This window comes from Leifsonia sp. L25, assembly GCF_050632895.1.
In genome coordinates this window covers 19,918-44,680 of the sequence record NZ_JBODRZ010000003.1, presented here as the reverse complement: position 1 = coordinate 44,680, position 24,763 = coordinate 19,918, and the positions used below count along the sequence as shown (strand labels likewise).

Annotated in this window: 17 protein-coding genes and 4 pseudogenes; 12 read left to right on the top strand and 9 right to left on the bottom strand. The window is 72.5% G+C overall.

The window, feature by feature from the left end; genetic code table 11:
* Positions 1-53: 53 nt before the first annotated feature.
* Positions 54-1,043 (bottom strand): 2,3,4,5-tetrahydropyridine-2,6-dicarboxylate N-succinyltransferase, encoded by a 990-nt coding sequence (dapD, locus tag ACRAWC_RS04060; RefSeq protein WP_431346607.1) that lies wholly within the window; start codon positions 1,041-1,043, stop codon positions 54-56.
* A gap of 17 nt (positions 1,044-1,060) precedes the next feature.
* On the opposite strand from dapD, the gene dapE reads away from it, so the two are divergent.
* The 3 genes from dapE to ACRAWC_RS04045 all read left to right on the top strand — a co-directional run bounded on the left by dapE (position 1,061) and on the right by ACRAWC_RS04045 (position 3,648).
* Complete coding sequence (dapE, locus tag ACRAWC_RS04055; protein ID WP_431346606.1) at positions 1,061-2,143, top strand: succinyl-diaminopimelate desuccinylase; 1,083 nt, start codon at positions 1,061-1,063, stop codon at positions 2,141-2,143.
* Positions 2,112-3,359, top strand: a complete 1,248-nt coding sequence (locus ACRAWC_RS04050) for a hypothetical protein (RefSeq protein WP_431346605.1) — start codon at positions 2,112-2,114, stop codon at positions 3,357-3,359. The genes dapE and ACRAWC_RS04050 overlap by 32 nt, the downstream gene beginning before the upstream one ends.
* A gap of 115 nt (positions 3,360-3,474) precedes the next feature.
* Positions 3,475-3,648, top strand: coding sequence for a DUF3117 domain-containing protein (locus tag ACRAWC_RS04045; protein WP_021764147.1), 174 nt, complete (start codon positions 3,475-3,477; stop codon positions 3,646-3,648).
* Between the two features lie 92 nt (positions 3,649-3,740).
* Here the strand turns inward: ACRAWC_RS04045 and ACRAWC_RS04040 are convergent, their stop codons facing one another.
* Complete coding sequence (locus ACRAWC_RS04040; RefSeq protein ID WP_431346604.1) at positions 3,741-4,373, bottom strand: O-methyltransferase; 633 nt, start codon at positions 4,371-4,373, stop codon at positions 3,741-3,743.
* Positions 4,374-4,454: 81 nt separating this feature from the next.
* Between ACRAWC_RS04040 and ACRAWC_RS04035 the strand changes: the two genes are divergently transcribed.
* From ACRAWC_RS04035 to ACRAWC_RS04025, 3 genes and pseudogenes are all read left to right on the top strand, one after another.
* Entirely contained in the window at positions 4,455-4,811 is a 357-nt protein-coding gene (locus ACRAWC_RS04035) for a Sec-independent protein translocase TatB (RefSeq protein WP_431346603.1), read from the top strand.
* A 106-nt stretch (positions 4,812-4,917) separates the two neighbouring features.
* Positions 4,918-6,299: pseudogene (locus ACRAWC_RS04030) on the top strand (MFS transporter).
* Positions 6,286-7,755: a pyridoxal phosphate-dependent decarboxylase family protein gene (locus tag ACRAWC_RS04025; RefSeq protein ID WP_431346602.1), complete on the top strand. Its 1,470-nt coding sequence runs from the start codon at positions 6,286-6,288 to the stop codon at positions 7,753-7,755. The pseudogene ACRAWC_RS04030 and the gene ACRAWC_RS04025 overlap by 14 nt, the downstream one beginning before the upstream one ends.
* A 32-nt stretch (positions 7,756-7,787) precedes the next feature.
* Here the strand turns inward: ACRAWC_RS04025 and ACRAWC_RS04020 are convergent.
* The 3 genes and pseudogenes from ACRAWC_RS04020 to ACRAWC_RS04010 all read right to left on the bottom strand — a co-directional run.
* Positions 7,788-8,932, bottom strand: a pseudogene (locus ACRAWC_RS04020) (Mrp/NBP35 family ATP-binding protein); the annotation flags it as partial.
* Positions 8,925-9,449, bottom strand: coding sequence for a DUF1003 domain-containing protein (locus tag ACRAWC_RS04015; protein WP_431346601.1), 525 nt, complete (start codon positions 9,447-9,449; stop codon positions 8,925-8,927). The pseudogene ACRAWC_RS04020 and the gene ACRAWC_RS04015, both read right to left, overlap by 8 nt.
* Positions 9,436-10,749 carry a magnesium transporter MgtE N-terminal domain-containing protein gene (locus ACRAWC_RS04010; protein ID WP_431346600.1) on the bottom strand — a complete coding sequence of 438 codons (1,314 nt, stop codon included), beginning with the start codon at positions 10,747-10,749 and terminating at the stop codon, positions 9,436-9,438. The genes ACRAWC_RS04015 and ACRAWC_RS04010 overlap by 14 nt, the downstream gene beginning before the upstream one ends.
* A gap of 57 nt (positions 10,750-10,806) precedes the next feature.
* Here ACRAWC_RS04010 and ACRAWC_RS04005 point away from each other — a divergent pair, with 57 nt between their 5' ends.
* Entirely contained in the window at positions 10,807-11,436 is a 630-nt protein-coding gene (locus ACRAWC_RS04005) for a general stress protein (protein WP_431346599.1), read from the top strand.
* Between the two features lie 58 nt (positions 11,437-11,494).
* Here ACRAWC_RS04005 and ACRAWC_RS04000 read toward each other — a convergent pair whose 3' ends face one another.
* Entirely contained in the window at positions 11,495-13,039 is a 1,545-nt protein-coding gene (locus ACRAWC_RS04000) for an aminopeptidase P family protein (protein ID WP_431346598.1), read from the bottom strand.
* A 33-nt stretch (positions 13,040-13,072) separates the two neighbouring features.
* On the opposite strand from ACRAWC_RS04000, the pseudogene ACRAWC_RS03995 reads away from it, so the two are divergent.
* Positions 13,073-13,938, top strand: a pseudogene (locus ACRAWC_RS03995) (PHP domain-containing protein).
* A gap of 83 nt (positions 13,939-14,021) precedes the next feature.
* On the top strand, positions 14,022-15,176 hold the full coding sequence (locus ACRAWC_RS03990) for a hypothetical protein (protein WP_431346597.1): 1,155 nt from the start codon (positions 14,022-14,024) through the stop codon (positions 15,174-15,176).
* A gap of 92 nt (positions 15,177-15,268) precedes the next feature.
* Here the strand turns inward: ACRAWC_RS03990 and ACRAWC_RS03985 are convergent, their stop codons facing one another.
* Positions 15,269-16,765, bottom strand: a complete 1,497-nt coding sequence (locus tag ACRAWC_RS03985; protein ID WP_431346596.1) for a DEAD/DEAH box helicase — start codon at positions 16,763-16,765, stop codon at positions 15,269-15,271.
* 123 nt (positions 16,766-16,888) lie between these two features.
* On the opposite strand from ACRAWC_RS03985, the gene ACRAWC_RS03980 reads away from it, so the two are divergent.
* Positions 16,889-17,602 (top strand): ferritin-like fold-containing protein, encoded by a 714-nt coding sequence (locus ACRAWC_RS03980; RefSeq protein ID WP_431346595.1) that lies wholly within the window; start codon positions 16,889-16,891, stop codon positions 17,600-17,602.
* Between the two features lie 21 nt (positions 17,603-17,623).
* Here the strand turns inward: ACRAWC_RS03980 and ACRAWC_RS03975 are convergent, their stop codons facing one another.
* Together ACRAWC_RS03975 and ACRAWC_RS03970 are read right to left on the bottom strand one after the other, a co-directional pair.
* Entirely contained in the window at positions 17,624-17,926 is a 303-nt protein-coding gene (locus ACRAWC_RS03975; protein WP_431346594.1) for a hypothetical protein, read from the bottom strand.
* A gap of 10 nt (positions 17,927-17,936) precedes the next feature.
* Positions 17,937-18,161: a DUF3107 domain-containing protein gene (locus tag ACRAWC_RS03970; protein WP_431346593.1), complete on the bottom strand. Its 225-nt coding sequence runs from the start codon at positions 18,159-18,161 to the stop codon at positions 17,937-17,939.
* Positions 18,162-18,268: 107 nt separating this feature from the next.
* Between ACRAWC_RS03970 and ACRAWC_RS03965 the strand changes: the two genes are divergently transcribed.
* Both ACRAWC_RS03965 and ACRAWC_RS03960 read left to right on the top strand, forming a co-directional pair.
* Entirely contained in the window at positions 18,269-21,412 is a 3,144-nt protein-coding gene (locus tag ACRAWC_RS03965) for an ATP-dependent helicase (RefSeq protein WP_431346592.1), read from the top strand.
* Positions 21,413-21,424: 12 nt separating this feature from the next.
* A pseudogene (locus ACRAWC_RS03960) lies at positions 21,425-24,734 on the top strand (UvrD-helicase domain-containing protein).
* Positions 24,735-24,763 lie beyond the last annotated feature (29 nt).

Below are 24,763 nucleotides of genomic sequence, written 5' to 3'. Positions count from 1 at the left end.
ACGCCCCCTCGGGGGCGCCCCTCGAGGGCCTTGACGTGCCCCTCGGCGACGGGTCAGGCGTGGAGGGCGGCGTTGAGTTCGACGCCGGTGCCGGAGCGGCGGAGGACCTCGACGGCGCCGGTGAGGGAGTTGCGGCGGAAGAGCAGGCCGGGGACGCCGGAGAGGTCGACGGCCTTGACGGTCTGCGGGCGGCCGTCCGCGGTGACGGGTCCGTCGACCACGACCACTTTGGTGCCGGCGGTGACGTACAGCCCCGCCTCGACCACCGTGTCGTCGCCGATCGAGATGCCGATCCCCGAGTTCGCTCCCAGCAGCGCGCGCTCGCCGATCGCGACGCGCTGGGTGCCCCCGCCGGACAGCGTGCCCATGATGGAGGCGCCCCCGCCGATGTCCGAGCCGTCGCCGACCACGACGCCCTGCGCGATGCGGCCCTCCACCATCGAGGAGCCGAGCGTGCCCGCGTTGAAGTTGACGAAGCCCTCGTGCATCACCGTCGTCCCGGGCGCGAGGTGCGCGCCCAGCCGCACGCGCGAGGCGTCGGCGATGCGCACGCGGTCCGGCGTCACATAGTCGAGCAGCCGCGGGAACTTGTCGATCCCCGTCACGTGGATACCGGCGCGCTGCAGCTTCGGCCGCAGCCGGTCCAGGTCGGCCGGGAGGATCGGCCCGGCGTTGGTCCAGGCGACGATCGGCAGGTGAGCGAAGATCCCGTCGAGGTTCACGGTGTTGGGGCGCGCGAGCAGGTGCGACAGCAGGTGCAGCCGCAGGTATGCGTCCGGCGTGGAGGCCGGGGCGGTGTCGAAGTCGATCTCCACCGTCACGATGTCGATGCGGACGTTGCGGCGCGGGTCCTCGCCGGCCAGCTCCTCGAACTCGGCCGGGGCGATCCAGCGCTCCCGGCCGGCGGGGATGCGGCCGAGTCGCGGCTCGGGGAACCAGGTGTCGAGCACCGTCCCGTCGCCGGCGATCGTGGCCAGCCCGTACCCCCAGGCGGAGCGGGCGTTCGCGGACGCGGCGGACTCGTCAGGAAAGTCGGAAGGCATGCCCCTAGATTAGTAGCGTGCCTCTCGACCTCAGCGCCACGTCCATCGACCTCACCCGGCAGATCTGCGACATCGAGTCGGTGTCCGGCAATGAGAAGACGCTCGCGGACGCGATCGTCGAGACCCTCTCGCCGCTGCCGCACCTCGAGATCATCCGCGACGGCGACACCGTCGTCGCCCGCACGAACCTCGGCCGCGACCGCCGCGCGCTGATCGCGGGCCACATCGACACCGTGCCGCTGAACGACAACCTCCCCACCCGGTTCGAGGAGGACGGCGGTGTGCGCTACCTCTGGGGCCGTGGAACGGTCGACATGAAGGCCGGCGTCGCCGTGCAGCTCAAGCTCGCCGCCGAGCTCACCGATCCCGCGATCGACGTGACGTGGATGTGGTACGACCACGAGGAGGTCAACGCCGAGCTGAACGGCCTCGGCCGCCTCGCGCGCAACCGTCCCGACTTGTTCGTCGGCGACTTCGCGATCCTCGGCGAGCCGAGCAACGGCGTGGTGGAGGGCGGCTGCAACGGCAACCTCCGCGTCGAGGTGCGGGCCTACGGTCTGCGCGCGCACTCGGCCCGCGGCTGGGTAGGCGAGAACGCCATCCACAAGATCGCGCCCGTGCTCGACCTGCTGGCCGGCTACACGGCCCGCGAGGTGGAGGTCGACGGGCTCGTGTACCGCGAGGGCCTGAACGCGGTCGGCGTCTCCGGCGGTGTCGCGGGCAACATCATCCCCGACGAGGCGATGGTGCACGTCAACTATCGGTTCGCCCCTTCGCGCAGCTCGGAGGAGGCCATCGCGTACATGCACGAGCTGTTCGACGGCTACGAGATCACGGTGGTGGACCGGGCCGACGGCGCCCGCCCGGGCCTGGACGCCCCGCTCGCGCAGGAGTTCGTCGCCGCGGTCGGCGGCGTCGCCAAGCCCAAGTACGGCTGGACCGACGTCGCCCGATTCAGCGCGCTCGGCATCCCCGCGGTCAACTACGGTCCCGGCGACCCCCTGAAGGCGCACGCCGACGACGAGCGCGTCGACGTGGAGCAGATCGTCGCGGTGGAGGCGGGTCTCCGTGCCTGGCTCAGCGGTCCCGGCGCCCGCTGAGGCCGACGCGCCTGCGCTGACGCTGCGCGGTCCCTGGTGGTCGCGGTGGTGGGTGCGGGTCCTCGGCGTCTTCCTCGCCGGCCGGGTCGTCACCACGGTCATCCTGCTCATCTTCGCCGCGAACCAGGGCAAGAACCCGTGGACGGGGCCGCACCCGGATTACTTCTCCTTCGCGACGATCTGGGACGGCCTCTGGTACAACATCGTCGCGGTCAGCGGCTACCCGGCGTCGCTGCCGTCGACGGACGGCCTCCATGTGACCGAGAACGCGTGGGCGTTCCTGCCCGGCTACCCGGGCGTCGTCGACGCGGTGATGTTCCTGACCCGGCTGCCGTGGGCGCCGGCTGCGGTGCTCGTGTCGGCGGCATGCGCCGCCGGCGCCGCGCTGGTGTTCTACCGGCTGATGCTGCGCGTCGGGCTCGGAGCCTCCACGAGCCTGTTCGCGGTCGTGCTGTTCTGCTTCTCTCCGGTGTCGCCGCTGTTCCAGCTCGCCTACGCGGAGTCGCTGTACCTGCTGCTCCTGGCCTCCGCGCTGCTGCTCCTGGTCGAGCGGAGGTACGGCTGGCTGTTCCCGGTGGTGCTCGCGATGGCGTTCACGCGCCCGAGCGGACTGGCCTTCGCGCTGGCGGTCGGCCTCCATGTCGTCCACCGCTGGGTGCGCAGACGCGACGAGCCCTTCCCCGTGCGGGAGCGCGTGCTGAGCGCATCGCTCGCCGTCTTCAGCGCCGTGGCAGGTATCGCCTGGCCGGCGATCGCCGCGGTCGCCACCGGATCGTGGACCGCCTACACCGACACCGAGCTCGCCTGGCGCGCGCCGTACATCGGCTACACCCACCTCGTGCCGTTCACGCCGTGGTTCCAGGGCGCGAACTGGTGGGCGAGCGTCATGCTCGGCGTGCCCGGCTGGATCGGCGTCATCGCACTCCTGCTGCTCGTCGCCGTCTACGCGGTGCTGCTGTTCGCGCCCGCGGTGCGCCGACTCGGCGTCGACCTCCGGTTCTGGGTCGCGGCCTACTCGCTCTACCTGTTCGCGGTGTTCTTCCCGCAGTCGAGCACGTTCCGGCTCCTGATGCCGCTGTTTCCGCTGCTGGGCGTGGTCGCGATGCCGCGAGGCCGGGCGTACCGCGTGGGGATGGTCGTGCTGTTCGTGGCGCTCCAGGTCGGCTGGATCGCGATCTGCTGGGGTGTGGACGGGGCCGACTGGTCGCCGCCGTGACCCGCGCCGCGACGGCGTGTCGCCTGCGGCCCATTGCGCGTGGGGTAGACCGGCGATTTCCCCGTCAGCCGAGGATGACGGATAATGGACACGACATCCACGAAAGGGGAGCTGCATGGCGGCCATGAAGCCGAGGACCGGGGACGGGCCGATGGAGGCTGTGAAGGAGGGACGGCTCATCATCGTGCGGGTACCGCTCGAAGGTGGGGGACGTCTGGTCGTCTCCGTCAACGATGCGGAGGCCAAGGAGCTTCACGACGCTCTCGCGAGCGTTGTGAGCGCGTCCTGACGACGTACCCGACTGAACGAGATACCCGAGAAGGGGCCCCGAGCGATCGGGGCCCCTTCCTCGTCTCGGGGACGTCTCGTTCCCGGATGGTGCTAGGGCGTCAGCTTGGTGATCTGCAGCAGGCCGTCGCCGGCAGGCGAGAGCGCGCTGATCACCGCGCCGGAGGCCGCCGTCTCGGTGATGAGCGTGCGGAAGCCGGTCGACAGCGGGTCGCGCGCCGCGGGGTCGGCGACGCGGCCGCGCCAGAGCGCCCGGGCGACCAGTACGGTCCCGCCCGGACGCACCAGCCGGAGGCCGTGCTCCACGTACTCGATCACCGACTGCGGGTCGGCGTCGACGAAGACGATGTCGTAGGAGTTCTCGTTCATCCGGGGGAGCACGTCGAGGGCGTGCCCGGTGATGAGCCGCACGCGGTTGGAGGCGACGCCCGCCTCGGTGAAGAAGGTGCGCGCGTGCTGCTGGTGGTCCACCTCGACGTCGATGCTGGTGAGCTGGGCCTCGGGGCCGCCGTGCAGCAGCCAGAGCCCCGACACGCCGACGCCCGTGCCGATCTCGACGATGTTCTCCGCCTTGGTCGCGGCGACCACGACCGCCGCCTGCGCGCCCGTGCTGGGGGCGATCGGGTCGACGCCGAGCTCCAGGGATTGCTGCCGGGCTCGGGCGATCACCTCGCTCTCGACGATGACGTCGTCGGCGAATCTCCAGTTCGAGTCCTTGTCAGACACGTGTCTCCCGTCGGTGGCCTCGGTCCAGAATAGGCCCAGCCGATCCAGCATTCGTGCAGCCGCGCGCGATACTCTTCATGTGTGTTCGGCCTGACCTTCGAGAAGCTCCTCATCGTAGCTGTGATCGCCGCGTTCCTCATCGGGCCGGAACGGCTTCCGCTCTACGCGGGCAAGCTCCGGCAGTTCGTGCGCGCGGCGCGCGACTTCGCCGACGGCGCCAAGGACCGCATGAAGGAGGAGATGGGGCCGGAGTTCGACGACGTCGACTGGAAGAAGCTCGACCCGCGTCAGTACGACCCGCGCCGCATCATCCGCGAGGCGTTGCTGGACGATGCGCCCGCGCCGTCCGCGATCAAGCCGGTGACCCCGTCGGCGTTGACGCAGCGGGCGAGCCTCCCGCCGGGGACGGTGCCGCCGTTCGACGCCGAGTCGACCTGAGCGCAGTCGGGCTGAGCGCAATCCGCCTGAGCGACCGTACAGAATCCCGCGCGCGTCGCCGACGCCCTGCGCCCCGATACGACCCTGTATCCCATACGATGCGGGAATGATCGCAACGCAGCAGTCGCTGACCCGGGCGACTGTCGCCCGTTACGCCGTCGGCTCGCTCGGCACCGGCGGCTTCGCGACGCTGCCGGGGCTGGTCCTGGTCTACTACCTCACCGACAGCTTGGGCGTCGCCGCCATCGCCGCCGGACTCGTCGTCACGGTCGCCAAGGTGTGGGACGTGATCATCGATCCTGTGATCGGCGCCCGCAGCGACCGGCTGCTGGCGGCGCGCGGCTCGCGCCGGCCGATGATGCTGGTCGGCGCGGTGGCGCTGCCGGCGTTCTTCCTGCTGACCTTCGCCGTCCCGGCCGGCACCGCCGCCGTCCCCGCGGCCGTGTGGGTGTTCGTGGCGTTCCTGCTGACGGCGACGGCGTTCAGCCTGTTCCAGGTCCCGTACATCGCCCTCCCCGCCGAGCTCGCCTCCGGCTACGACGAGCGCACCCGGTTGCTCACCTGGCGTGTCGTGGTGCTGACCTTCGCGATCCTCCTGTTCCGAGCGGGCGGCCCCGCGCTGCGGTCGATCGGCGGCGGGAACGACTTCGCGGGCTACTTCCTGATGGCGCTCGTGGCGGGCCTCGTGATCGGCGGCGGGATGCTCGTCTCGGCCTTCGTCGCGCCGCGGCAGCTCCCCGCGGAGGTCCTGCCGCCGCGGGAGGGCGTGCTGACGACGCTGCGCACGAACTACGCTGCCGGGATCGGCGCCCTGCGCGACAGCCAGCCGTTCCGCGCCCTCCTGCTCACCTTCCTGCTGCAGGGCCTGGCCACCGGGATGATGCTCGCCGGCGCCAACTACGTGGCCACCTGGGTGCTGCACTCGGAGGACGCCGTGACGTTCCTGTTCATCGCGCTGATCGGTCCCGCGCTGGTCGTGACGCCGCTGTGGGGCGTCGTGGCGCGGCGGATCGGCAAAGAGCGCGGCTTCCAGGCGGCGAGCGTCCTGTTCGGTGCTGCGGCGCTGTCGATGGTGCTGCTGGTCTGGTTCCCCGGCGCCTGGGTGTACCTCCCCGTCGCGGTCGCGGGCGCGGCCTATGCGGGAATGCAGTCGCTGCCGATGGCGATGCTGCCCGACGTCATCTCGCACGACGGCCGCCGCAACGGCCCCGGCCGCGCGGGGACGTTCGGCGGGATGTGGACAGCGGGGAGACCACAGGCATGGCGCTCGGGGCGACCGTGCTCACCATCGTGCTCGCGCTGACCGGGTACATCGCCCGCTCGGCGTCGGACGCCGCGGCGGCGGGTGAGGGCGCGACGCAGCCCGCGGCGGCCGTGGTCGGGATCGTGCTGAGCTTCAGTGTCATCCCCGCGGCGATCGTCGCAGCGAGCCTCGCGCCGCTCGGGCGGTACCGGTTGCGGAAGGGAGACGTCGATGATCTCGTTTGACCGGGACGCGATCCTCAGCAGGCTCGCCGGACTGCGGGCCGCGGACGCGCCGACGCACGGTGGTCACGTGCTGAGCTACGTGTACGACTCGGGGATCGCGGAGCTCGACGAGTTGGCCGCCGCTGCGGTGCGGATAGTGCAGCCGGTGAACGGACTGGACCCGACCACGTTCACCTCGGTGGCGGTGATGGAGCGCGAGGTGCTCGGCTTCGCACGTGAGCTGCTGCACGGCGGCGACGACGTGGTCGGCTCGGTGACCTCCGGCGGCACCGAGTCGTGCCTCCTGGCCGTGAAGACCGCGCGCGAGGCGTGGCGGGCGCGCCTCTGCTCCGGCGTGCCGCGCATCGTCGCGCCGGTGACCGTGCACGCGGCGTTCCACAAAGCGGCGGAGTACTTCGGGCTCGAGCTGGACCTCGTGCCGGTCGAGCCGGAGACCGGACGCCTGGACGCAGCGCGGCTGATCGAGCGGCTGGGCCCGGACGTCGCGCTCGCCGTCGTCTCGGCGCCGTCGTATCCGTACGGCTCGCTCGACCCGGTCGAGGAGGTCGCGGCGGCCTGCGACGAGGCCGGGGTCGACCTCCATGTGGACGCCTGCATCGGCGGCTGGATCCTGCCGTTCTGGCGCGAGCCGGACGGGGCGGCGCTGCCGGCGTGGGACTTCCGCGTGACCGGCGTCACGAGCCTGTCCGCGGACCTCCACAAGTTCGGTTACGCGCCGAAGGGTTCGAGCGTGCTGCTGCAGCGCGGTCGCGACCGGCAGCGGCTCCAGTTCTTCGCGACGACGGGATGGCCGGGCTACCCGGTGGTGAACCCGACGTTGCTCGGCTCCAAGTCCGCCGGCGCGTTGGCGGCGTCGTGGGCGATCATCCAGGCGCTCGGCGCACGCGGTTTCGCGTCGCTGGCGGAGGCGTGCCTGCGGGCGACGCGCACACTTGCGGACATCGTCGGCGACATCGACGGGCTGCGGGTCGTGGGGGAGCCGACCGGGCCCCTGCTCGCGGTCGCGGCCGACGACGCCGTGCCGGAGGAGCGCAGGGTCGACCCGCACCACTGGGCCGACCGCGCGCGCAGGCGCGGCTGGCACCTTCAGCTCCAGCCGGGGCTCACGCAGCCGGATGGGACGCGCCTGCCGCACACGACGCACCTGACCATCACTCCGGTCACCCGGGACCGCCTGGACGAGCTGGAGGCGGCGCTGCGGGCCTCCGCGGACGACGTTCGGGGTATCCCGGCGGCGGACCCCGCCGCAGCGCTGTCCGCCCTGCCGCCGCTCGGCGACCGGCCGCTCGACTCGGACACCGCCGCCGCGCTGCTGCGCGCCGTGGGGATCGCGGGGGACGCCCCGGGCCTCCCGGACGAGCAGGCCCCGCTGCTGGCTCTGATCGAGGCGCTGCCGCGCCCCGTCACCGAGCGCCTCCTCATCGAGCTCCTGGCCCGCCTCGTCGAGCCCGCCTGACCCACTTTCGGGGTGTCAGCGGGTCGAGAGGGGAGTCTGCGGCGCGGGAGGTCGCGGGGACGGGTGGCGAGGCCGGCGGCGACGGCGCGGATCGCGGCGGCGGCCGGGTCCTGCGGATCGGTGACCACGATCGGCGCGCCGGTGTCGCCTCCGGTGCGCAAGGGCACGCTGAGCGGGACGCTGGCGAGCAGCGGCACCGGAACGTCCTGCCCCGCCGACAGCCGCCGTGCGACCTCGGCGCCGCCGCCGGAGCCGAACAGCTCCAGCACGGTGCCGTCCGGCTGCACGAGCCCGGCCATGTTCTCGATCACTCCGACGATGCGCTGGCCGGTCTGGCGCGCCACGACACCGCTGCGCTCGGCGACATCGGCCGCCGCCGGCTGCGGCGTGGTGATCACCAGCACCTCCGCCTGCGGCAGGAGCTGGCCGACCGAGATCGCGACATCGCCGGTGCCGGGCGGGAGGTCGAGGAGCAGCACGTCCAGGTCGCCGAAGAACACGTCGCCGAGGAACTGCTGGATGGTCCGGTGCAGCATCGGCCCGCGCCAGGCCACGGCCGCCGACGAGGAGTCCACGAACATCCCGATCGAGATGACCTTCACGCCGTACGCGACCGGCGGCAGGATCATGTCGTCCACGCGCGTCGGCCGCACCGCGACGCCGTCCGCGTCGGTCAGGCCGAGCAGCCCGGGGATGGAGAAGCCGTGCACGTCCGCGTCCACCAGGCCGACCCGGAGGCCGCGCTCGGCGAGCGCCACGGCGAGGTTGGCGGTGACGGTGGACTTGCCGACGCCGCCCTTGCCGCTGGTCACGGCGTAGACACGCGTCAGCGAGTCGGGGCCGAACTGCTGCACGCGTGCCGCGCGGCCGCCGCGCAGCTTCTCGGTGAGCGCCGCGCGCTCGGCGGGCGTCATCACCGAGACGTCGACCGTCACGCCGCTGACGCCCGGGACGGAGGCCGCGGCCGCCCGCACGTCGCGTTCGATCTTGTCGGCGGCGGGGCAGCCCACGATGGTCAGCTTCACGCGCACCGTCGCGTGACCGTCGGGGAGACCTCCACGCCGCCGATCATGTCCAGCTCGGTGACGGGCTTGCGGATCTCGGGGTCGAGGACGCCGGAGAGGGCGCGCTCGACCAGCTCGGCGGCGCCCGGACCGGAAGGACCGGCCTCAGGCACGCGCGCGTCCGTTCTCGGCCGGGTCGCCCTTCTCCAGGTCCTCCAGGAGGGCCCGCAGCTCGGCGCGGATGAAGTCCTTCGTCGCCATGTCCCTGACCGCCAGGCGCAGGGCGACGACCTCGCGCGCCAGGTATTCGGTGTCGGCGAGGTTGCGCTCGGCGCGCTGCCGGTCCTGCTCGATCTGCACACGGTCGCGGTCGTCCTGCCGGTTCTGCGCGAGCAGGATGAGCGGGGCGGCGTACGACGCCTGCAGTGACAGCACGAGCGTCAGCGCGATGAATCCGAGCGCCGCCGAGTCGAACCGCCAGGCGTTCGGCAGGAGCGTGTTCCACAGCATCCAGGCCACGACGAAGACCGTCAGCCCGAGAATGAACCACGGCGTGCCCATCGCCCGCGCGATCCACTCGGTGAACCGGCCGAACCGGTCGTTCTGCTCGAAAGGGTTGCGGCGGGGGATCACCGACGTGCGGAGGCCCTTCGGGGCGTCCAGGCTCGCGTCCTGCCTAACTCGTGCCATGTCCGCCCCTCCTTCCGTTCACGATGCGGATACTGCCGGTCTCGTCGGACGGGGCCTTCACGGGCTCGTCCTCGTCTTGACTTCGCCAGTCGTCGGGGAGCAGGTAGTCGAGGATGTCGTCGATGGTCACCACCCCGACGAGTCGGTGCTTCTCGTCCACCACGGGAACCGAGACGAGGTTGTAACTGGCGAGGATGCGGGACACCTCGGCGGCGGAGGTATCGGCGGTCACCGGCTCCAGGCTCGGGTCGAGCAGGGTGCCGAGGCGCACGTGCGGCGGGTACCGCAGCATCCGCTGGAAGTGCACGATACCGAGGAAGCGCCCGGTCGGCGCCTCGTACGGCGGCAGCGTCACGCAGACGGCCGCGCCGAGCGCCGGGGCGAGCTCGTGGCGGCGGATGAGCGCGAGGCCCTCGGCGACCGTGGCGTCGGCCGAGACGATGATCGGCTCGGTCGTCATCAGGCCGCCCGCGGTGTCCGGCGCGTAGCTCAGCAGCATGCGCACGTCGTCGGCCTCCTCGGGCTCCATGAGCTCCAGGAGGTGCTCGCCGCGCTCGTCGGAGAGCTGGGCGATGAGGTCGGCGGCGTCGTCGGGCTGCATCTGGTCGAGCACGTCGGCGGCGCGGTCGTCGTCGAGCTGCGCGAGGATCTGCACCTGCTCGCTCTCCGGCATCTCCTCCAGCACGTCGGCGAGCCGGTCGTCGGGGAGCTCCTCCGCCACCTCGAGCATGCGCTGCTGCGGGAGGTCGAGGAGCGTGTTCGCCAGGTCCGCGGGCTTCAGCTCCGAGTACGCGGCGATGAGCTGCTCGGCGGACTGCGCCTCGCCACGGGCCTGCTTCTCGCGCACCTCGTTCCAGGCGGCGAACGTGGTCTGTCCCTTGCCGAACGGCGACGCGCCCGACTTCGGCCGGCGTACGAAGAGCTGGCTCACCGCCCACTCGCCGGTGGGGGACTCCTGGATGGCGACGTCCTCGATGGTCGCCTCGCCCGTGCCGTCGGTGAAGACGACCTTGCGGCCGAGGAGCTCGGCGATGACCCGGACCTCCCCGCCGCGCTGCTCGAACCGGCGCACATTGATGAGACCGTTGGTGATGATCTGTCCGCTGGAGATGCTGGTCACCCGTCCGATGGACAGGAACACGCGCCGCTTGCCGGGGATCTCCACGATGAGGCCGACCACACTGGGCGGATCGTCTTTGCGGTACACCACCAGGACGTCGCGGACCTTGCCGACCCGGTCGCCGACCGGGTCGAACACGCTGGTGCCGGCCAAGCGGGCGACGAAGATACGGGTGCTCACGTCTTATAACTTAAGCCCTACCAGCCGGGCGCACGGTGAGGATGGGACAATGGCGGGATGACCAACCCCAGCCCGCTCGGCGGACGCAACCGGATGCTCTTCCCGACCATGCCCCGGGGAGAGGTCGTGGCCGCCTACGAGACGTACGTGGATGCTCAGCAAGCGGTCGACGTGCTGGCCCGCGCAGACTTCCCCGTCGACAAGGTCTCCATCGTCGGCAGCGACCTCAAAAGCGTGGAGCGCGTGACCGGCAAGCTCACCTGGGGGCGCGTCGCGCTCGCCGGGGCGGCCTCGGGAGCCTGGCTCGGCATCTTCTTCGGGCTGCTGCTGCTCATCTTCTCGCCGACGGTCAGCTACGCGTTCGTCATCGCGGCCGTGCTCCTCGGCGCCGGGTTCGGCATGCTGTTCGGCATCGTCTCGTACGCGATCAACCGCCGCCGCCGCGACTACACGTCGGTGATGCAGGTCATCGCGACCAGCTACTCCGTGCTGGTGGACTCCGACCTGGTCAACCGCGCTCGCAACCTGCTCGGCGGCGTCCCGGACGTGCAGGCGGCGCCCGGCGGCTGGGCCCCACCGGCGCACCCGTCCGACCCCCGCCCGCGCAGCCGCAGCAGCCGCAGCAGCCGCCCGCGGATGACCAGCGGCCGCCGGCCCCTCCCGCCTGACCGATCGAAGGGCACGTGAACGCGCCTGAAACACAGTTCTCGGGGCGTTGACGTGCCCTTCGGCGAAGGTGGAGCGCTCAGCGCGCGCTGAGGCGGCGGACCCAGGCCTCCACGTCGTCGGCGGTGCGCGGGAGGGCGATCGAAAGGTTCTCGGCGCCGTCCGCCGTCACGAGGATGTTGTCCTCGATGCGCACGCCGATACCGCGGAACCGCTCCGGCACCGTGAGGTCGTCCGGCTGGAAGTACAGGCCCGGCTCGATCGTGAAGGTCATGCCGGGCTCCAGCACGCCGTCGAGATAGAGGTCGCGGCGGGCCTGCGCGCAGTCGTGCACGTCGAGCCCGAGGTGATGGCTGGTGCCGTGCACCATGTAGCGGCGGTGCTGCTGGTTGTCCGCCTGCAGCGCCTCCTCCGCGGTCACCGGCAGCAGCCCCCACTCGGCGGTGCGTCGCGCGATGACGGCCATCGCGGCCGCGTGGATCTCGCGGAAGCGGATGCCGGGGCGCACGATCGCGAAGGCGGCGTCCGCAGCCTCCCGCACCGCCTCGTAGACCAGGCGCTGGGTCTCGGTGAACGTGCCGTCGATCGGGAAGGCGCGTGTGATGTCGGCGGTGTAGAGGCTGTCGACCTCCACGCCGGCGTCGATCAGGATCAGGTCGCCGGGGACCACCGGGCCGTCGTTGCGCGTCCAGTGCAGGATGCAGGCGTGCGGGCCGCTCGCGGCGATCGTGTCGTAGCCGACGGCGTTGCCGTCCAGGCGGGCACGGGCGTTGAAGACGCCCTCCACGATCCGCTCGCCGCGCGGGTGGGCGACGATCCGGGAGAGATCGGCGACCACGTCGTCGAAGCCCGCCGCGGTGGCGGCGATCGCGCTGCGCAGCTCGGAGAGCTCGTAGACGTCCTTGACCAGGCGCAACTCGGAGAGGTCGCGGGTCAGACGGTCGTCGTCGCCGTGGTCCTCCGGATCGAACGCGGCGTCGCCGACCTCCGCACCGGCCTCGGCGGCGAGCACCAGGCGGGCGGCGTCGACCCGGTCGGTCAGCTCCGGGTCGGCCTCGCGCAGCACCAGCGTGGACGCGTCGACCGAGTCGAGCACGGCCTCCACGTCGGCGATGCCCCGGGTGGGGAGGTCGAGGTCGCTGGCGACCTGTGCGAGCGACGGGCGCGCGCCGATCCAGAACTCGCCGATCTCCGGGTTGGCGTAGAACTCGTCCGAGTCGCGGCCGGCACGCTCGCGGAAGTACAGCGTGGCGACGTGGCCGCCGTCGTGCGGCTCCAGCACGAGGACGCTGCCGGGCTCGGCGTCGGAGCCCCAGCCGGTCAGGTGCGTGAACGCGGAGTGCGCGCGGAACGGGTAGTCGGTGTCGTTGGAGCGCTGCTTGAGACGCCCGGCCGGGATGATCAGCCGCTGCCCGGGGAAGAGTTCGGAGACCCTGGCCCGTCGGGCGGCGGCGTAGGACGCCTGCGGGCGGGAGCCCGGGAGGATCTCCGGACGCTCGGCCCAGTTGCTGCCGATGTACTCCCGGAAGTTCTCCGATCCGGGGGTGGTGGAGCGGTTGGCCGTGGCGCGTGGCGCCGCCTCGCGGTCGGCGGGGGCAGGCGCGGTGGTGTTCTCGGACGACATGCCGACCATTCTTCCACTCCTAGGATGGTGGGCATGGCTGATGAGCGACGGTTCAGCGGTCCCGTCGACCTCCACGCGCACTCCAGTGTGTCGGACGGCACGGAGACCCCCGCCGAACTGGTGCGCGCCGCCGCGGCCGCCGGGATCGGGACGGTCGCCCTCACCGACCACGACTCGACCTCCGGATGGGCCTCGGCGGCCGCAGCGGCAGCGGAGGCAGGCGTCACGGTCATCCCGGGCATGGAACTGTCCACGAGGGTGGAGTTCGCCAGCGTGCACATGCTCGGTTACCTGTTCGATCCGGCCGACGAGGCGCTCGTCGCCGAGACGCGCCGCATCCGCGAGGGCCGCATGCGGCGCGCGGAGGACATGGTGCGCCGCATCGCCGAGGACTACGACATCACCTGGGCCGACGTGCTGGACCAGGCGACGGAGGGCGCGACGGTCGGGCGGCCGCACATCGCCGACGCGCTCGTCGCCCGCGGGCTGGCGGCCGACCGCAGCGCCGCGTTCGCCGGCATCCTGCACTGGCGCAGCGGCTACTTCCAGCCGCACTACGCACCCGACCCGATGACCGGCATCCGGCTCATCCGGGGAGCCGGGGAATTCCCGTGCTGGCGCACCCGGCGACCAGCAGCCGCGGCGTCATCCCCGAGGACCGGCTGCGCCGGCTCGTCCGCGCCGGGCTGTTCGGGCTGGAGCTCGACCACCGCGAGAACCGGCCGGAGGGTGTGGCGTTGCTGCGCGGGTACGCCGCCAAGTACGGCCTCCAGATCACCGGCTCCAGCGACTACCACGGGGCAGGCAAGCCCAACCGGCTCGGCGAGAACACCACCGATCCGGCCGTGGTGGAACTGATGATCGAAGAAGCGACAGGCGCGGCTCCTTTCTACGGATGAGCCCGACCACCCGTTAGCCTGGTCCGCGGGGATCGGGAAGCGAGGTATGGGTGTCTCGACGGTTCTGGACGTCTTCTGTCGCAGTGGCGGCACTCATCGGCGCCCTCACGGTTGCAGGAGGTGCGGCTCCCGCGAGCGCGGACACCTACCCCTCCTGGAACGACGTGCAGGCGGCCAAGGCCAATGCCGCGACGGCCCAGGTGGAGGTCGACCGCATCAACGGCCTGCTCGCGTCGTTGCAGACCGCGGCCAACGCGGCGGGCGACCTGGCGGTGAAGCGCCTCGGCGAGTACGGCCAGGCGGAGGCCGCCCTCACGGCGGCCACGGCCAAGGCGCAGGACATCGGCCAGCAGGCTCAGGCGGCCGCGGCGCGAGCGGACGAACTGCGGGCGGAGAGCGGCAAGTTCGCGGCCCAGCTCACCCGGTCGGGGACGTCGGACGTGTCGATCCGGTTGTTCCTCGGCGGCGCGGGCGCGACCGGAGGGACGGCCGCGGCGACCGCCGGCACGCAGCCGTCGCTGCTGTACCAGCTCGGCGCGGTCTCCAAGCTCGCCGATCAGGCCTCCAGCCTGTTCGCCCAGGCCGCCGCGCAGAAGAACACCGCCGCGGCGCTGAGCGCGCAGGCGAATGCGGCGCAGAAGATCCGGGACCAGCTCGACAAGGACGCGCAGAAGGCGCTGCAGGTGGCGACCGCGGCCAAGGCGGCCGCGGATGCGCAGCTCGCCGAACAGAAGCAGCATGCGACCACGCTGTACGCGCAGCTCGCGGCGCTCAAGAACACCGCGGCAACGGTCGAGCAGCAGTACGCTGCGGGCGTCGCCGCCGCCGAGGCCGCGCAGCAGGCCGCGGCCGCCGCGGCTGCCCAGCAGGCGGCGAACAGCGGCGGAAGCGCGAACGGCTTCGCGCCCCCGCCCGGGATGAACGTCGACCCGGCTGCGGCGCAGGCGTACGCGTCGAGCCGGCTCAGCGCGTTCGGCTGGGGCCAGGACCAGATGGGCTGCCTGATCTCGCTGTGGAATCACGAGTCGGGCTGGCGCGCTGACGCGTACAACACGTCGAGCGGCGCGTACGGCATCCCGCAGGCGTGGCCGGCCAGCAAGATGTCGTCGGCCGGACCCGACTGGATGACCAACCAGAACACCCAGGTCAATTGGGGCCTCGACTACATCAACCGCGCCTACGGCTCGCCGTGCGCGGCCTGGAATTTCGAGATGAGCCACACACCGAACTGGTACTGAGCTCCCAGGACACCGCAGAGGGGTCGCAACACGCCGTTATGACGTGTGTCAAACGGCGTGTTGCGACCCCTCTGGTGGAGTCGCGCGTCTGCTCAGCTCGCGGGCGTGGCGGGGGAGCTGCCGCGCGAACGGCGGCGCCGCCGGCGCGGGGCGCTGTTGCCGTCGCGGTGCTGCGAGCCGCCGCCGTCGTGCGTGCCGGCAGCGGGGGACTTCTCCTCGCCGCCCGTGGCCGGAGCGGCGTCGGCCGAGCCTGAGGCGTGGCCCGCCGTGCTCTGGCCGCTCTGCTCGGACCCGCCCGAGCGGGTGCGGCGGCGGCGGTTGCGCGAGTGGCCGTCGCCCTGCGTGCCGGGGCCGGTCGAGTCGCGTCGCGCGCCGTCCTGCGTCTCCGGAGCCTTCACGGCCGGGGTCGATTTGAGCCGGCCCTTCGCACCCTCGGGGATGTCGAGGTCGCTGTAGAGGTGCGGCGACGACGAGTAGGTCTCGGTCGGCTCGGGCTGGCCGAACTCCAGGGCGCGGTTGATCAGGGCCCACTTATGCAGGTCCTCCCAGTCCACGAAGGTGACGGCGATACCGGTCTTGCCCGCGCGGCCGGTGCGGCCGGCGCGGTGCAGGTAGGTCTTCTCGTCGTCCGGGATGGTGTGGTTGATGACGTGCGTGACGTCGTCCACGTCGATGCCGCGCGCGGCGACGTCGGTGGCGATCAGCACGTCCTTCTTGCCGGCCTTGAAGGCCGCCATCGCGCGCTCGCGCTGCTCCTGGTTGAGATCGCCGTGGACGGCCGCGGTGTTGAAGCCGCGGTCGCCGAGCTCCTCGACCAGCTTGGCCGCCGCACGCTTGGTGCGGGTGAAGATCACGGTCTTGCCGCGGCCCTCGGCCTGGAGGATGCGGGCGACCACCTCGTCCTTGTCGAGCGAGTGCGCGCGGTAGATGAGGTGCTTGATGTTCGCCTGGATCTGGCCCTCGTCGGGGTCGCTCGCGCGGATGTGGATCGGCCGGGTCATGAACCGGCGCGCCAGCGCGACGATCGGGCCGGGCATCGTCGCCGAGAACAGCATCGTGTGACGCGTCGCCGGGGTCTGCGCGAACAGCTTCTCGATGTCGGAGAGGAAGCCGAGGTCGAGCATCTTGTCGGCCTCGTCCAGGACCATCTCCTTGACGTGCGAGAGGTTCAGGAGGCGCTGTCCGGCGAGGTCGAGCAGGCGGCCCGGCGTACCGACGACGATCTGCGCTCCGGCCTTGAGCTGGGCGATCTGGCCCTCGTAGGCCTTGCCGCCGTAGATCGCGGTGACCGCGGTGGGGCGGTTGGAGGCGGCCTGCTCCAGGTCTTCGAAGACCTGGACGGCGAGCTCGCGGGTCGGGACCACGACGAGGGCCTGGACGCCCGGCTCCGGGTCGAGCCCGAGGCGCTGGATGATCGGCAGGCCGAAGCCGAAGGTCTTGCCGGTGCCCGTCTTGGCCTGGCCGATGATGTCCTGGCCGGCGAGGGCGAGCGGGATGGTCTGGGACTGGATGGGGAACGGCTCGATGATGCCTTTGGAGGCGAGGGCGTCCACCATGTCCTGGTCGATGTTGAGTTCAGAGAAAGTCACGTAAGGGTGCCTGTCGGTTCGAATAGTGAGTTCCACGCCCTGTTCTCGTCGCAGGCGCAGGGCCGTCGATCCTGCGCCGACGGCACCACCAGCCTACTGGACCTCCCCGTTACACTGCTGTACGTGTCAACGTGGTTCACCAGACGCCGACCCGCGGTCGAGCTGCCCCGCCTCCGCCCGCGCGCGCCTCAGGCGACGGTCCGCGTCGATCTGCACGAGGTGATGCCGGAGCTGCTGCCCTACCTCGGGCAGGCGGCGTACCTGCAGCTCGAGCAGTTCCAGACGCTCTCGCGGGTGGCCGCGGACACCGACACTCTCGCGGCCAAGGAGGTCGTCTCCGGCGCCGCGGGGCTGGCGCTGTCCAAGCATCAGGGCATCGTGGCGGAGATCCGCAGGCGCGGCCACGAGCCGGCGGAGGTCATGCGTCCGTTCGCCGTGGAGATCGAGGGCTTCCGTGCGCTGCTGGTGGGCTCCGACTGGCGCGAGACGCTGCTGGCCGCGCTGATGACGGGCGGCCTGCTGGACGATTTCTTCATCCGGCTCGCGGGCGGCCTGCCCGGCGACGTCGGCCCGCGCATCCAGCAGCTTCTCGGCTCGGACTCCGGTCAGGACGCCATGCTGCAGGTCCTGCGCGGCGAGATCGCCGCCGACCCGCAGCTCGGCTCGCGCCTGGCGATGTGGGGGCGGCGCCTGGTCGGCGACACGCTGCTGGTGGCGCGCTCCGCCCTCCACCTGTCGGGGAACCGCGCGGCGGACGAGGAGCGGATCGAGCCGATCTTCACCGAGCTGATCGCCGCGCACACGCGCCGGATGGACGCCCTGGGGCTCACCGCCTGACCTGAGCGCCCGACGGGTGTGTCAGCGCGCGACGGCGCCGCGAGTGAGGGTGTGCAGCAGCTTCTCGTCGTGGGCCGTGCGCAGGCGGCCGATGACCAGGTCGGCCACGATCACGACGACGCCGGTGCCGATCAGTGTCGTCCACCAGATCCAGCCGCCGTTCCACTTCAGGCCGGCCCAGCTGAGGGCGACCCACAGGATGCAGGCGACGCTCACGCCGAGCGCCGGCATGAGCACGGAGCCGTGCGTGTGACGGTTGGGCAGGAGGTACCGTGCGCCGAGGCCCAGGATGGCGCCGGCGAGCGCGACGAAGAGCAGTTCCACGGTGGGGAATCTAGCCGACGAAGCCGATGCGGCGCGACTCCTCGGTGCCGAGCTCGACGTAGGCGATGCCCGCGGTCGGGACGATGTAGACGCGGCCCTTGTCGTCCGCGAGCTTGAGGATGCCGGTGCCGCTGGTGAGGCCGGCCTGGATCTGCTCGGTGAGCTCCTCGGCCGACTGGGTCGACTCGAAGCTGAGCTCGCGGGGGGCGTTGACGATTCCGATGCGGATCTCCACGGGATGTGCCTTTCGAATCAGACCGGCGGTTGCGAGTTCAGACTACGGCACGCGGCTCGCGGGCCCGGATCGCGTTCTCTGTCGGCGGACGCCGTTACCGTGAATGCATGTCCACCCGAGGTTTCCGTCCGCGCGTCGACGACGCGGCCGGCGACCTCGCCGCGGCGCTCGACGAGGCTCAGCGCGCCGTGCTCGCGCTGCCCGACGGCGCCTCGGCCGCGGTGCTGGGCGCGCCGGGCACGGGCAAGACGACCGCGCTGGTGGAGGCCATCGCCGAACGCGTGCACGAGCGCGGGTACGCCGCCTCCGAGGTCCTCGCGCTGAGCGCCTCGCGCGCCGCGGCGACAGCTCTCCGCGACCGGATCTCGCTGCGGCTCGGCGTGCCGACGCCGGGGCCGCTGGCCCGCACGGCGACCTCCCTCGCCTTCCAGCTCTCCGGCGAGCAAGCCAAGCGCAACGGCGGGGAGCCGCCCCGGCTGCTGACCGGCGGCGAGCAGGACCAGATCATCGCCGAGCTGCTGGCCGGCCACCTGGAGGACGGCTCCGGGCCGGTCTGGCCGCCCTCGCTCGGCCCGGAGGTGCGCATCCTGCGCGGGTTCCGCACCGAGCTGCGCGAGCTCATCGGCCGGTGCGCCGAGCGCGGCGTGTCGCCGTCGCGGCTGGCGGAGCTCGGGGCGATCACCGGGCGCGACGAGTGGCGCGCCGCCGGACGGTTCATCGCGGAGTACCAGAACGTGCTCGACAGCTTCCGCGGCGGCTACGTCGACGCCGCCGAGCTGATCGCGTCCGCCGTGCCGGTCGTGGCGGAGGGCAGCTCGCTCGACGGCCTCCGGGCGCTGTTCGTCGACGACCTCCAGGAGGCCACCGTCGCCACCATCGCCCTCCTTCGCGCCGTTGCCGCGCGGGGCATCGCTGTCATCGCGTTCGGTGACCCCGACGTCGCGTCCACCACGTTCCGCGGCGCGGAGGTGGCGGCGCTCGGGCAGCTCGGCGCGCGACTGGGCGTGCCCGTGACGCGCATCGTCCTCAGCACCGCGCATCGCCAGACTCCCGCGCTCCGCGAGCTGACCTCGCGGGTCACCGAGCGGATCGGCGCGGCGGCCGCCGGCGTGCACCGGGTCGCCGGTGCCGGACAGGTGCAGCCGGAGGACACCGGCCCGGCCGTCGTCGTCGTGAAGGCGTCGTCGGCTCCGGCCGAGGCGGCGCGGCTGGCCCGGCTGCTGCGCGAGCGGCGGCTCATCGACGGCGTGCCGTGGAACCGCATGGCGGTCGTCGTGCGCTCCGGCGCGCACATCCCGGGCCTCGCCCGTTCGCTGGCCGTCGCGGAGGTCCCGACGACCACCAGCATCGCGGGCCGGCCGCTGCGCGACGACTACGCCGCACGGCAGCTCATCACCATTGCGGGCGTCGCCCTCGGCGCGATCGAGCTGACCCCCGTCGTCGCCACCGAGCTGCTGCTCGGGCCGTTCGGCGGTCTCGACGCCATCAGCCTGCGCCGGCTGCGGCTCGCGCTGCGCCAGGAGGAGCTGGCCGGCGACGGCAACCGCCCGGGCGACGACCTCCTGGTGGAGGCGCTGGCGACGCCCGCGAACCTCGCCACGATCGACTCCTCGCCCGCCCGCCGGGCGGCCCGCCTGGCCGAGACCCTGCGCGGCGGCCGGGAGAAGGCGGCGGCAGGGGCCACCATCGAGGAGCTGCTCTGGCACGCCTGGGAGCGCAGCGGACTGGCGAAGCGCTGGTTGGAGCAGTCCGAGCGCTCCGGGATCGTCGCCGACGAGGCCGACCGTCATCTCGACGGCGTCGTGGCCCTGTTCACAGCGGCACGGCGCTTCGTCGAGCGCTCGCCCGAGCGTCCGGCCTCCGACTTCGTGATCGAGCTGCTCGGCGCCGAAGTGCCGGAGGACACCCTCGCGGCTCGCACGACCGGCGACGCGGTGCTGGTGTGCACGCCGAGCGCCACGGTCGGTCGCGAGTTCGACGTCGTGGCCGTCGCCGGCCTCCAGGAGAGCGTGTGGCCCAACCTGCGGCTGCGCGGCTCGCTGCTGCACCCGCAGGAGCTGGACGACGCGCTCGCCGGGCGCCGCGCGAATGCCGACGCCGACGCCGGAACCGACGGTCAGGACACCGCGGACCAGCGGGCGGCGGTCCTCAGCGACGAGCTGCGGATGTTCGCCCTCGCCGTCTCGCGTGCCCGCCGCCAGGTGCTGCTCACCGCCACCGCGAACGACGACGAGCAGCCCTCGCCGTTCCTGCGCCTCGCGGCCGGGCTCGCGGTCGAGGACGACGATCCCGGCATCCACCCGCTCTCGCTGCGCGGCATGGTCGGACGGCTGCGGCGTCGGCTGGTGACCACCGGCTCTCCCGACGCCGCCGACGCACTGGCCCGGCTGGCCGAGGCGGGGGTGGAGGGCGCCGACCCCGCCGACTGGTACGGCCTCGCCGAGCCGTCGACCACCGATCCGCTCACCGACCTGGAGGACCCGGAGGCGAGGGTGAAGGTCTCGCCGTCTCGGCTGGGGACGTTCGAGAAATCGCCGCTGGCCTGGTTCGTGGACGAGATGGCCGCCTCCCCGAGCGGGCTGGCGGCCGGCATCGGCACCGTGGTGCACGCCGTCATGGAGGAGGCCGCCGCGACGGACGAGACGAGCGTCGACCTGCTCTGGTCGGGCATCGAGCGGCGCTGGGCCCAGCTCCAGTTCGAGTCGCCCTGGATCGAGGAGCGCGAGCGCCGCCGGACGCGTGGCCTCGTGGCGGGGGTGTCGGAGTACCTGCGCGACTTCGGCCGCGCGGGCGGGCGCCTGCTCGGCTCGGAGGGCGAGTTCCAGCTCGAGCTCGGCCGGGCGCGCATCAGCGGCAAGATCGACCGCGTCGAGGAGACCCCGGACGGCACCGTCGTGATCGTCGACCTGAAGACCGGGCGCACGGTGCCGACCGCCGCGGAGACGGCGTCGCACGCCCAGCTCGGCGTGTACCAGCTCGCGCTGGAGCACGGCGCAGTGGAGGCGGCGGAGCTGCCGCCGGGCGGGGCGAAGCTGCTCTTCGTCGCCAAGGGCGTGCGCGGCAAGGCGTACCGCGAGGTCGTCCAGGAGCGCGTCGACGCGGAGTCGCTCGCGCGGCTGGAGGAGCGCGTGGCGCGGGCGGCCGAGGGCATGGCGGCGGCGACGTTCGCCGGGGTGATCGACCTCGGCGACCGGGACCCGCACGCGGCCTACGGGTACCGCATCCATCTCGTGCCGGCGGTCAGCGCATGAGCGGGGAGCACGATGAACGACGACGGACTGCTGGAACTGGCCGACGACCAGCCCGGTCTCGACCTGGTCGAGCTGGCCTTCGCCGCCGAGACGGCAGCTTCCGAGCCGCAGCGCCCGGCCCGGCGCCTGAGCGCGGCCGAGATCGCCGACGCCCTCGGGCTCCCGCGGCCCACGCCGCAGCAGCAGGCCGTCATCGAGGCGCCGCTGGCTCCCGCGATCGTGGTCGCCGGAGCGGGCAGCGGCAAGACCGAGACGATGGCCAACCGGGTGGTCTGGCTGCTCGCCAACGGCCTGGTGCGGGTACCCGAGGTCCTGGGCCTGACCTTCACCCGCAAGGCGGCCGGCGAGCTCGCCGAGCGGATCCGGCGGCGCATCGAGCAGCTTGCGGACTCCGGGCTCACCGACGTGGTCTTCGACCCGTTCGATGCGCCCGAGGTCGCGACGTACAACGCCTTCGCCAATGCGATCTTCCGCGAGAACGCCCTGCTGATCGGCCGCGAGCCGGAGTCCGCGATCCTGAGCGAGGCGTCGGCGTGGCAGCTCGCGCGCCGCGTCGTGGTGGGCTGCGACGACGAGCGGCTGGTGGAGCTCGACAAGAGCGTGGACGCGGTCACCACCGCGGTCCTCGACCTCAGCCGCGCGCTCAGCGAGAACGTGGCCGATGCCCGCGACGTGCACCGCATGGTCGAGGGCTTCGGCCGGCTGCTCGACTTGCCGACCGGCAGCGGGCGGGTCAAGGACGCCTACGCGTCGGTCCGCACCGCCGTGGCGTCGGTCGGCTCGCTGCCGCCGCTGCTCGACCTCGCGGAGCGGTTCGCGGACGAGAAGAGACGGCGCGGGTTCGTGGAGTACTCCGATCAGGTCGCGCTCGCGCTGGCGGTCTGCGAACGGCTGCCGGAGGTCGTCGCCGACTACCGCCGCCGTTACCGCGTGGTGCTGCTGGACGAGTACCAGGACACCTCGGTCGTGCAGACCCGGCTGCTGTCCTCGCTGTTCTTCGGTCAGGCCGTGATGGCGGTCGGCGACCCGCACCAGTCGATCTACGGCTGGCGCGGCGCGAGTGCCGCCAACCTCGGTCGGTTCGCCCTCGACTTCACCGGCCGGAAGGACGGCGCGGCCGCCTTCGCGCTCAGCACGAGCTGGCGCAACCCGACGACCGTGCTGGATGCCGCCAACACCCTCGTCGCCCCGCTGTCGGCCGACTCGCCCGTGCACGTCGAGCAGTTGCAGCCGCGGCCCGGCGCGATCGGAGGCGAGCTCGACCACGCCTTCGGGCAGACCGTCGAGGACGAGGCGGCGACGATCGCCGAATGGCTGCGCGTCCGGCTGGCCCAGCGGGATGCGCAGGGCATGCCGCCCTCGGCCGCGCTGCTCTGCCGGTCGATCAAGAAGATCGACGCGTTCACGGGCGCCCTCGCCGCCCGGGGGTGCCCTTCCATGTCCTCGGGCTCGGCGGCCTCCTGGAGCAGCCCGTGATCGCCGACCTGGTCAGCGCGTTGCGGGTCATGCACGACCCGACTGCGGGCTCCGAGCTGATCCGGTTGCTGACCGGGGCGCGCTGGCGGGTGGGCCCGCGCGACATCGCGGCGCTGCGCCGGGTGGCGAGCTGGCTCGCCGCGCGCGACCACCGCTTCCAGACGCTCGACCCGGGCGTGCACGACCGGTTGCGCAGCTCGGTGGTGGCGGAGGAGTCGGCCTCGCTGGTCGACGCTCTCGACTTCGTCGTGGAGGCTCCGGTCGATCACGGCCAGCTCGCCGGTTTCAGCGCGGTCGGCCTGGAGCGGCTGCGCGCGGCCGGCAGCCAGCTCGACCGGCTGCGCTCGCGTGCCGGCCTCGACCTCCTCGACCTCGTGACCCTCGTGCAGCAGGAGCTGCGGCTCGACATCGAGGTCGCCGCCAACGAGTCCGCCCAGCTCGGCCAGGCCTCCCTCGACGCGTTCGCCGAGCAGGTGGCCTCCTACCTGGCCAGCGACGACCGGGCGACGCTCGGGTCGTTCCTGGCCTGGCTGGCGGAGGCCGAGCAGCGCGACAACCTGGCGCCGCGGAGTGAGGACCCGGAGCCCGGTACGGTGCAGATCCTGACCATCCACGGCGCGAAGGGCCTGGAGTGGGACGTCGTCGCCGTGCCGCGCATGGTCGAGGGCGAGCTCCCCGGGCCGCCGCAGAGCAAGCGCGGCTGGCTGGCGTTCGGTCAGCTCCCCAACGAGTTCCGCGGCGACTCGGCCGAGCTTCCGGTGCTGCCGTGGCGCAACGCCGAGGACCAGAAGCAGGTGGACGAGGCGATGTCCGCGTTCGAGGCCGCGAACGTCGCCCGGCACCTGGAGGAGCAGCGTCGGCTGATCTACGTCGCCGTCACGCGCGCGCGGCGCAGCCTGCTGCTGACCGGCTCCTACTGGTCGACGCAGTCCCGTCCCCGGTCGCCCGGCGCCTACCTGCTGGAGCTGCAGCAGGCCGGGCTGCTGCCGGAGGACGCCTTCCCGCCCTGCGACGAGCCGGACGAGAACCCGCTGGCGCCGGAGTCGCGCACGGTGCTCTGGCCCCTCGACCCGCTCGGCGTGCGCCGGACGCGGGTGGAGGCCGCCGCCGCCGCGGTGCAGACCGCCCGCGAGCGTGGTCCGGGCGACGGCGGCGTGTACGCGCTCGATGTCGACCTCCTGCTCGCCGAGCGCGCCCGGCGCGAGGCGGAGGACGGGCTGGTGGAGCTGCCGGCCCGTATCCCGGCCTCCCGGTTCAAGGACTTCGTGAGCGACCCTGCCGGTGTCGCCGAGCAGCTGCGCCGCCCGATGCCGGAGCGACCGTACCGGCAGACCCGGCTGGGGACGCTGTTCCACCGCTGGGTGGAGGAGCGGTACGGCGTCGCGGGTGGCGCCACCGACGAGCTCGACGCGACCGTGGCCGAACAGGATGATCCCGCGGGCGAGATCCTGGGTGCGGAGGAGCTGGCCGAGCTGCAGGCGACGTTCGCCGCGAGCGAGTGGGCCGACCGGGCGCCCGCCGAGGTCGAGCTGGAGATCCACGTCACGCTCGCCGGCCAGGTCGTGGTCTCCAAGCTCGATGCGGTCTACCCGGTCGACGACGGCCGCCACGACGTGCAGATCGTGGACTGGAAGACCGGCAAGGCCCCCGGGACGCCGCCGATCTGGAGCGCAAGCAGCTCCAACTCGCGCTGTACCGGCTGGCGTACGCGAAGCACGCCGGCATCGACCCGGCCCGGATCGACGCCGTGTTCTATTTCGTGGCCGACGACCGGGTCGTCCGGCCCGAGCGGTTGTACTCCGAGGCCGAGCTGGTCGAGCTGTGGGCGGGAGTCCGCGGCGCGTGACTCCGGCCGGTCCCGCGACCCTCGAAATC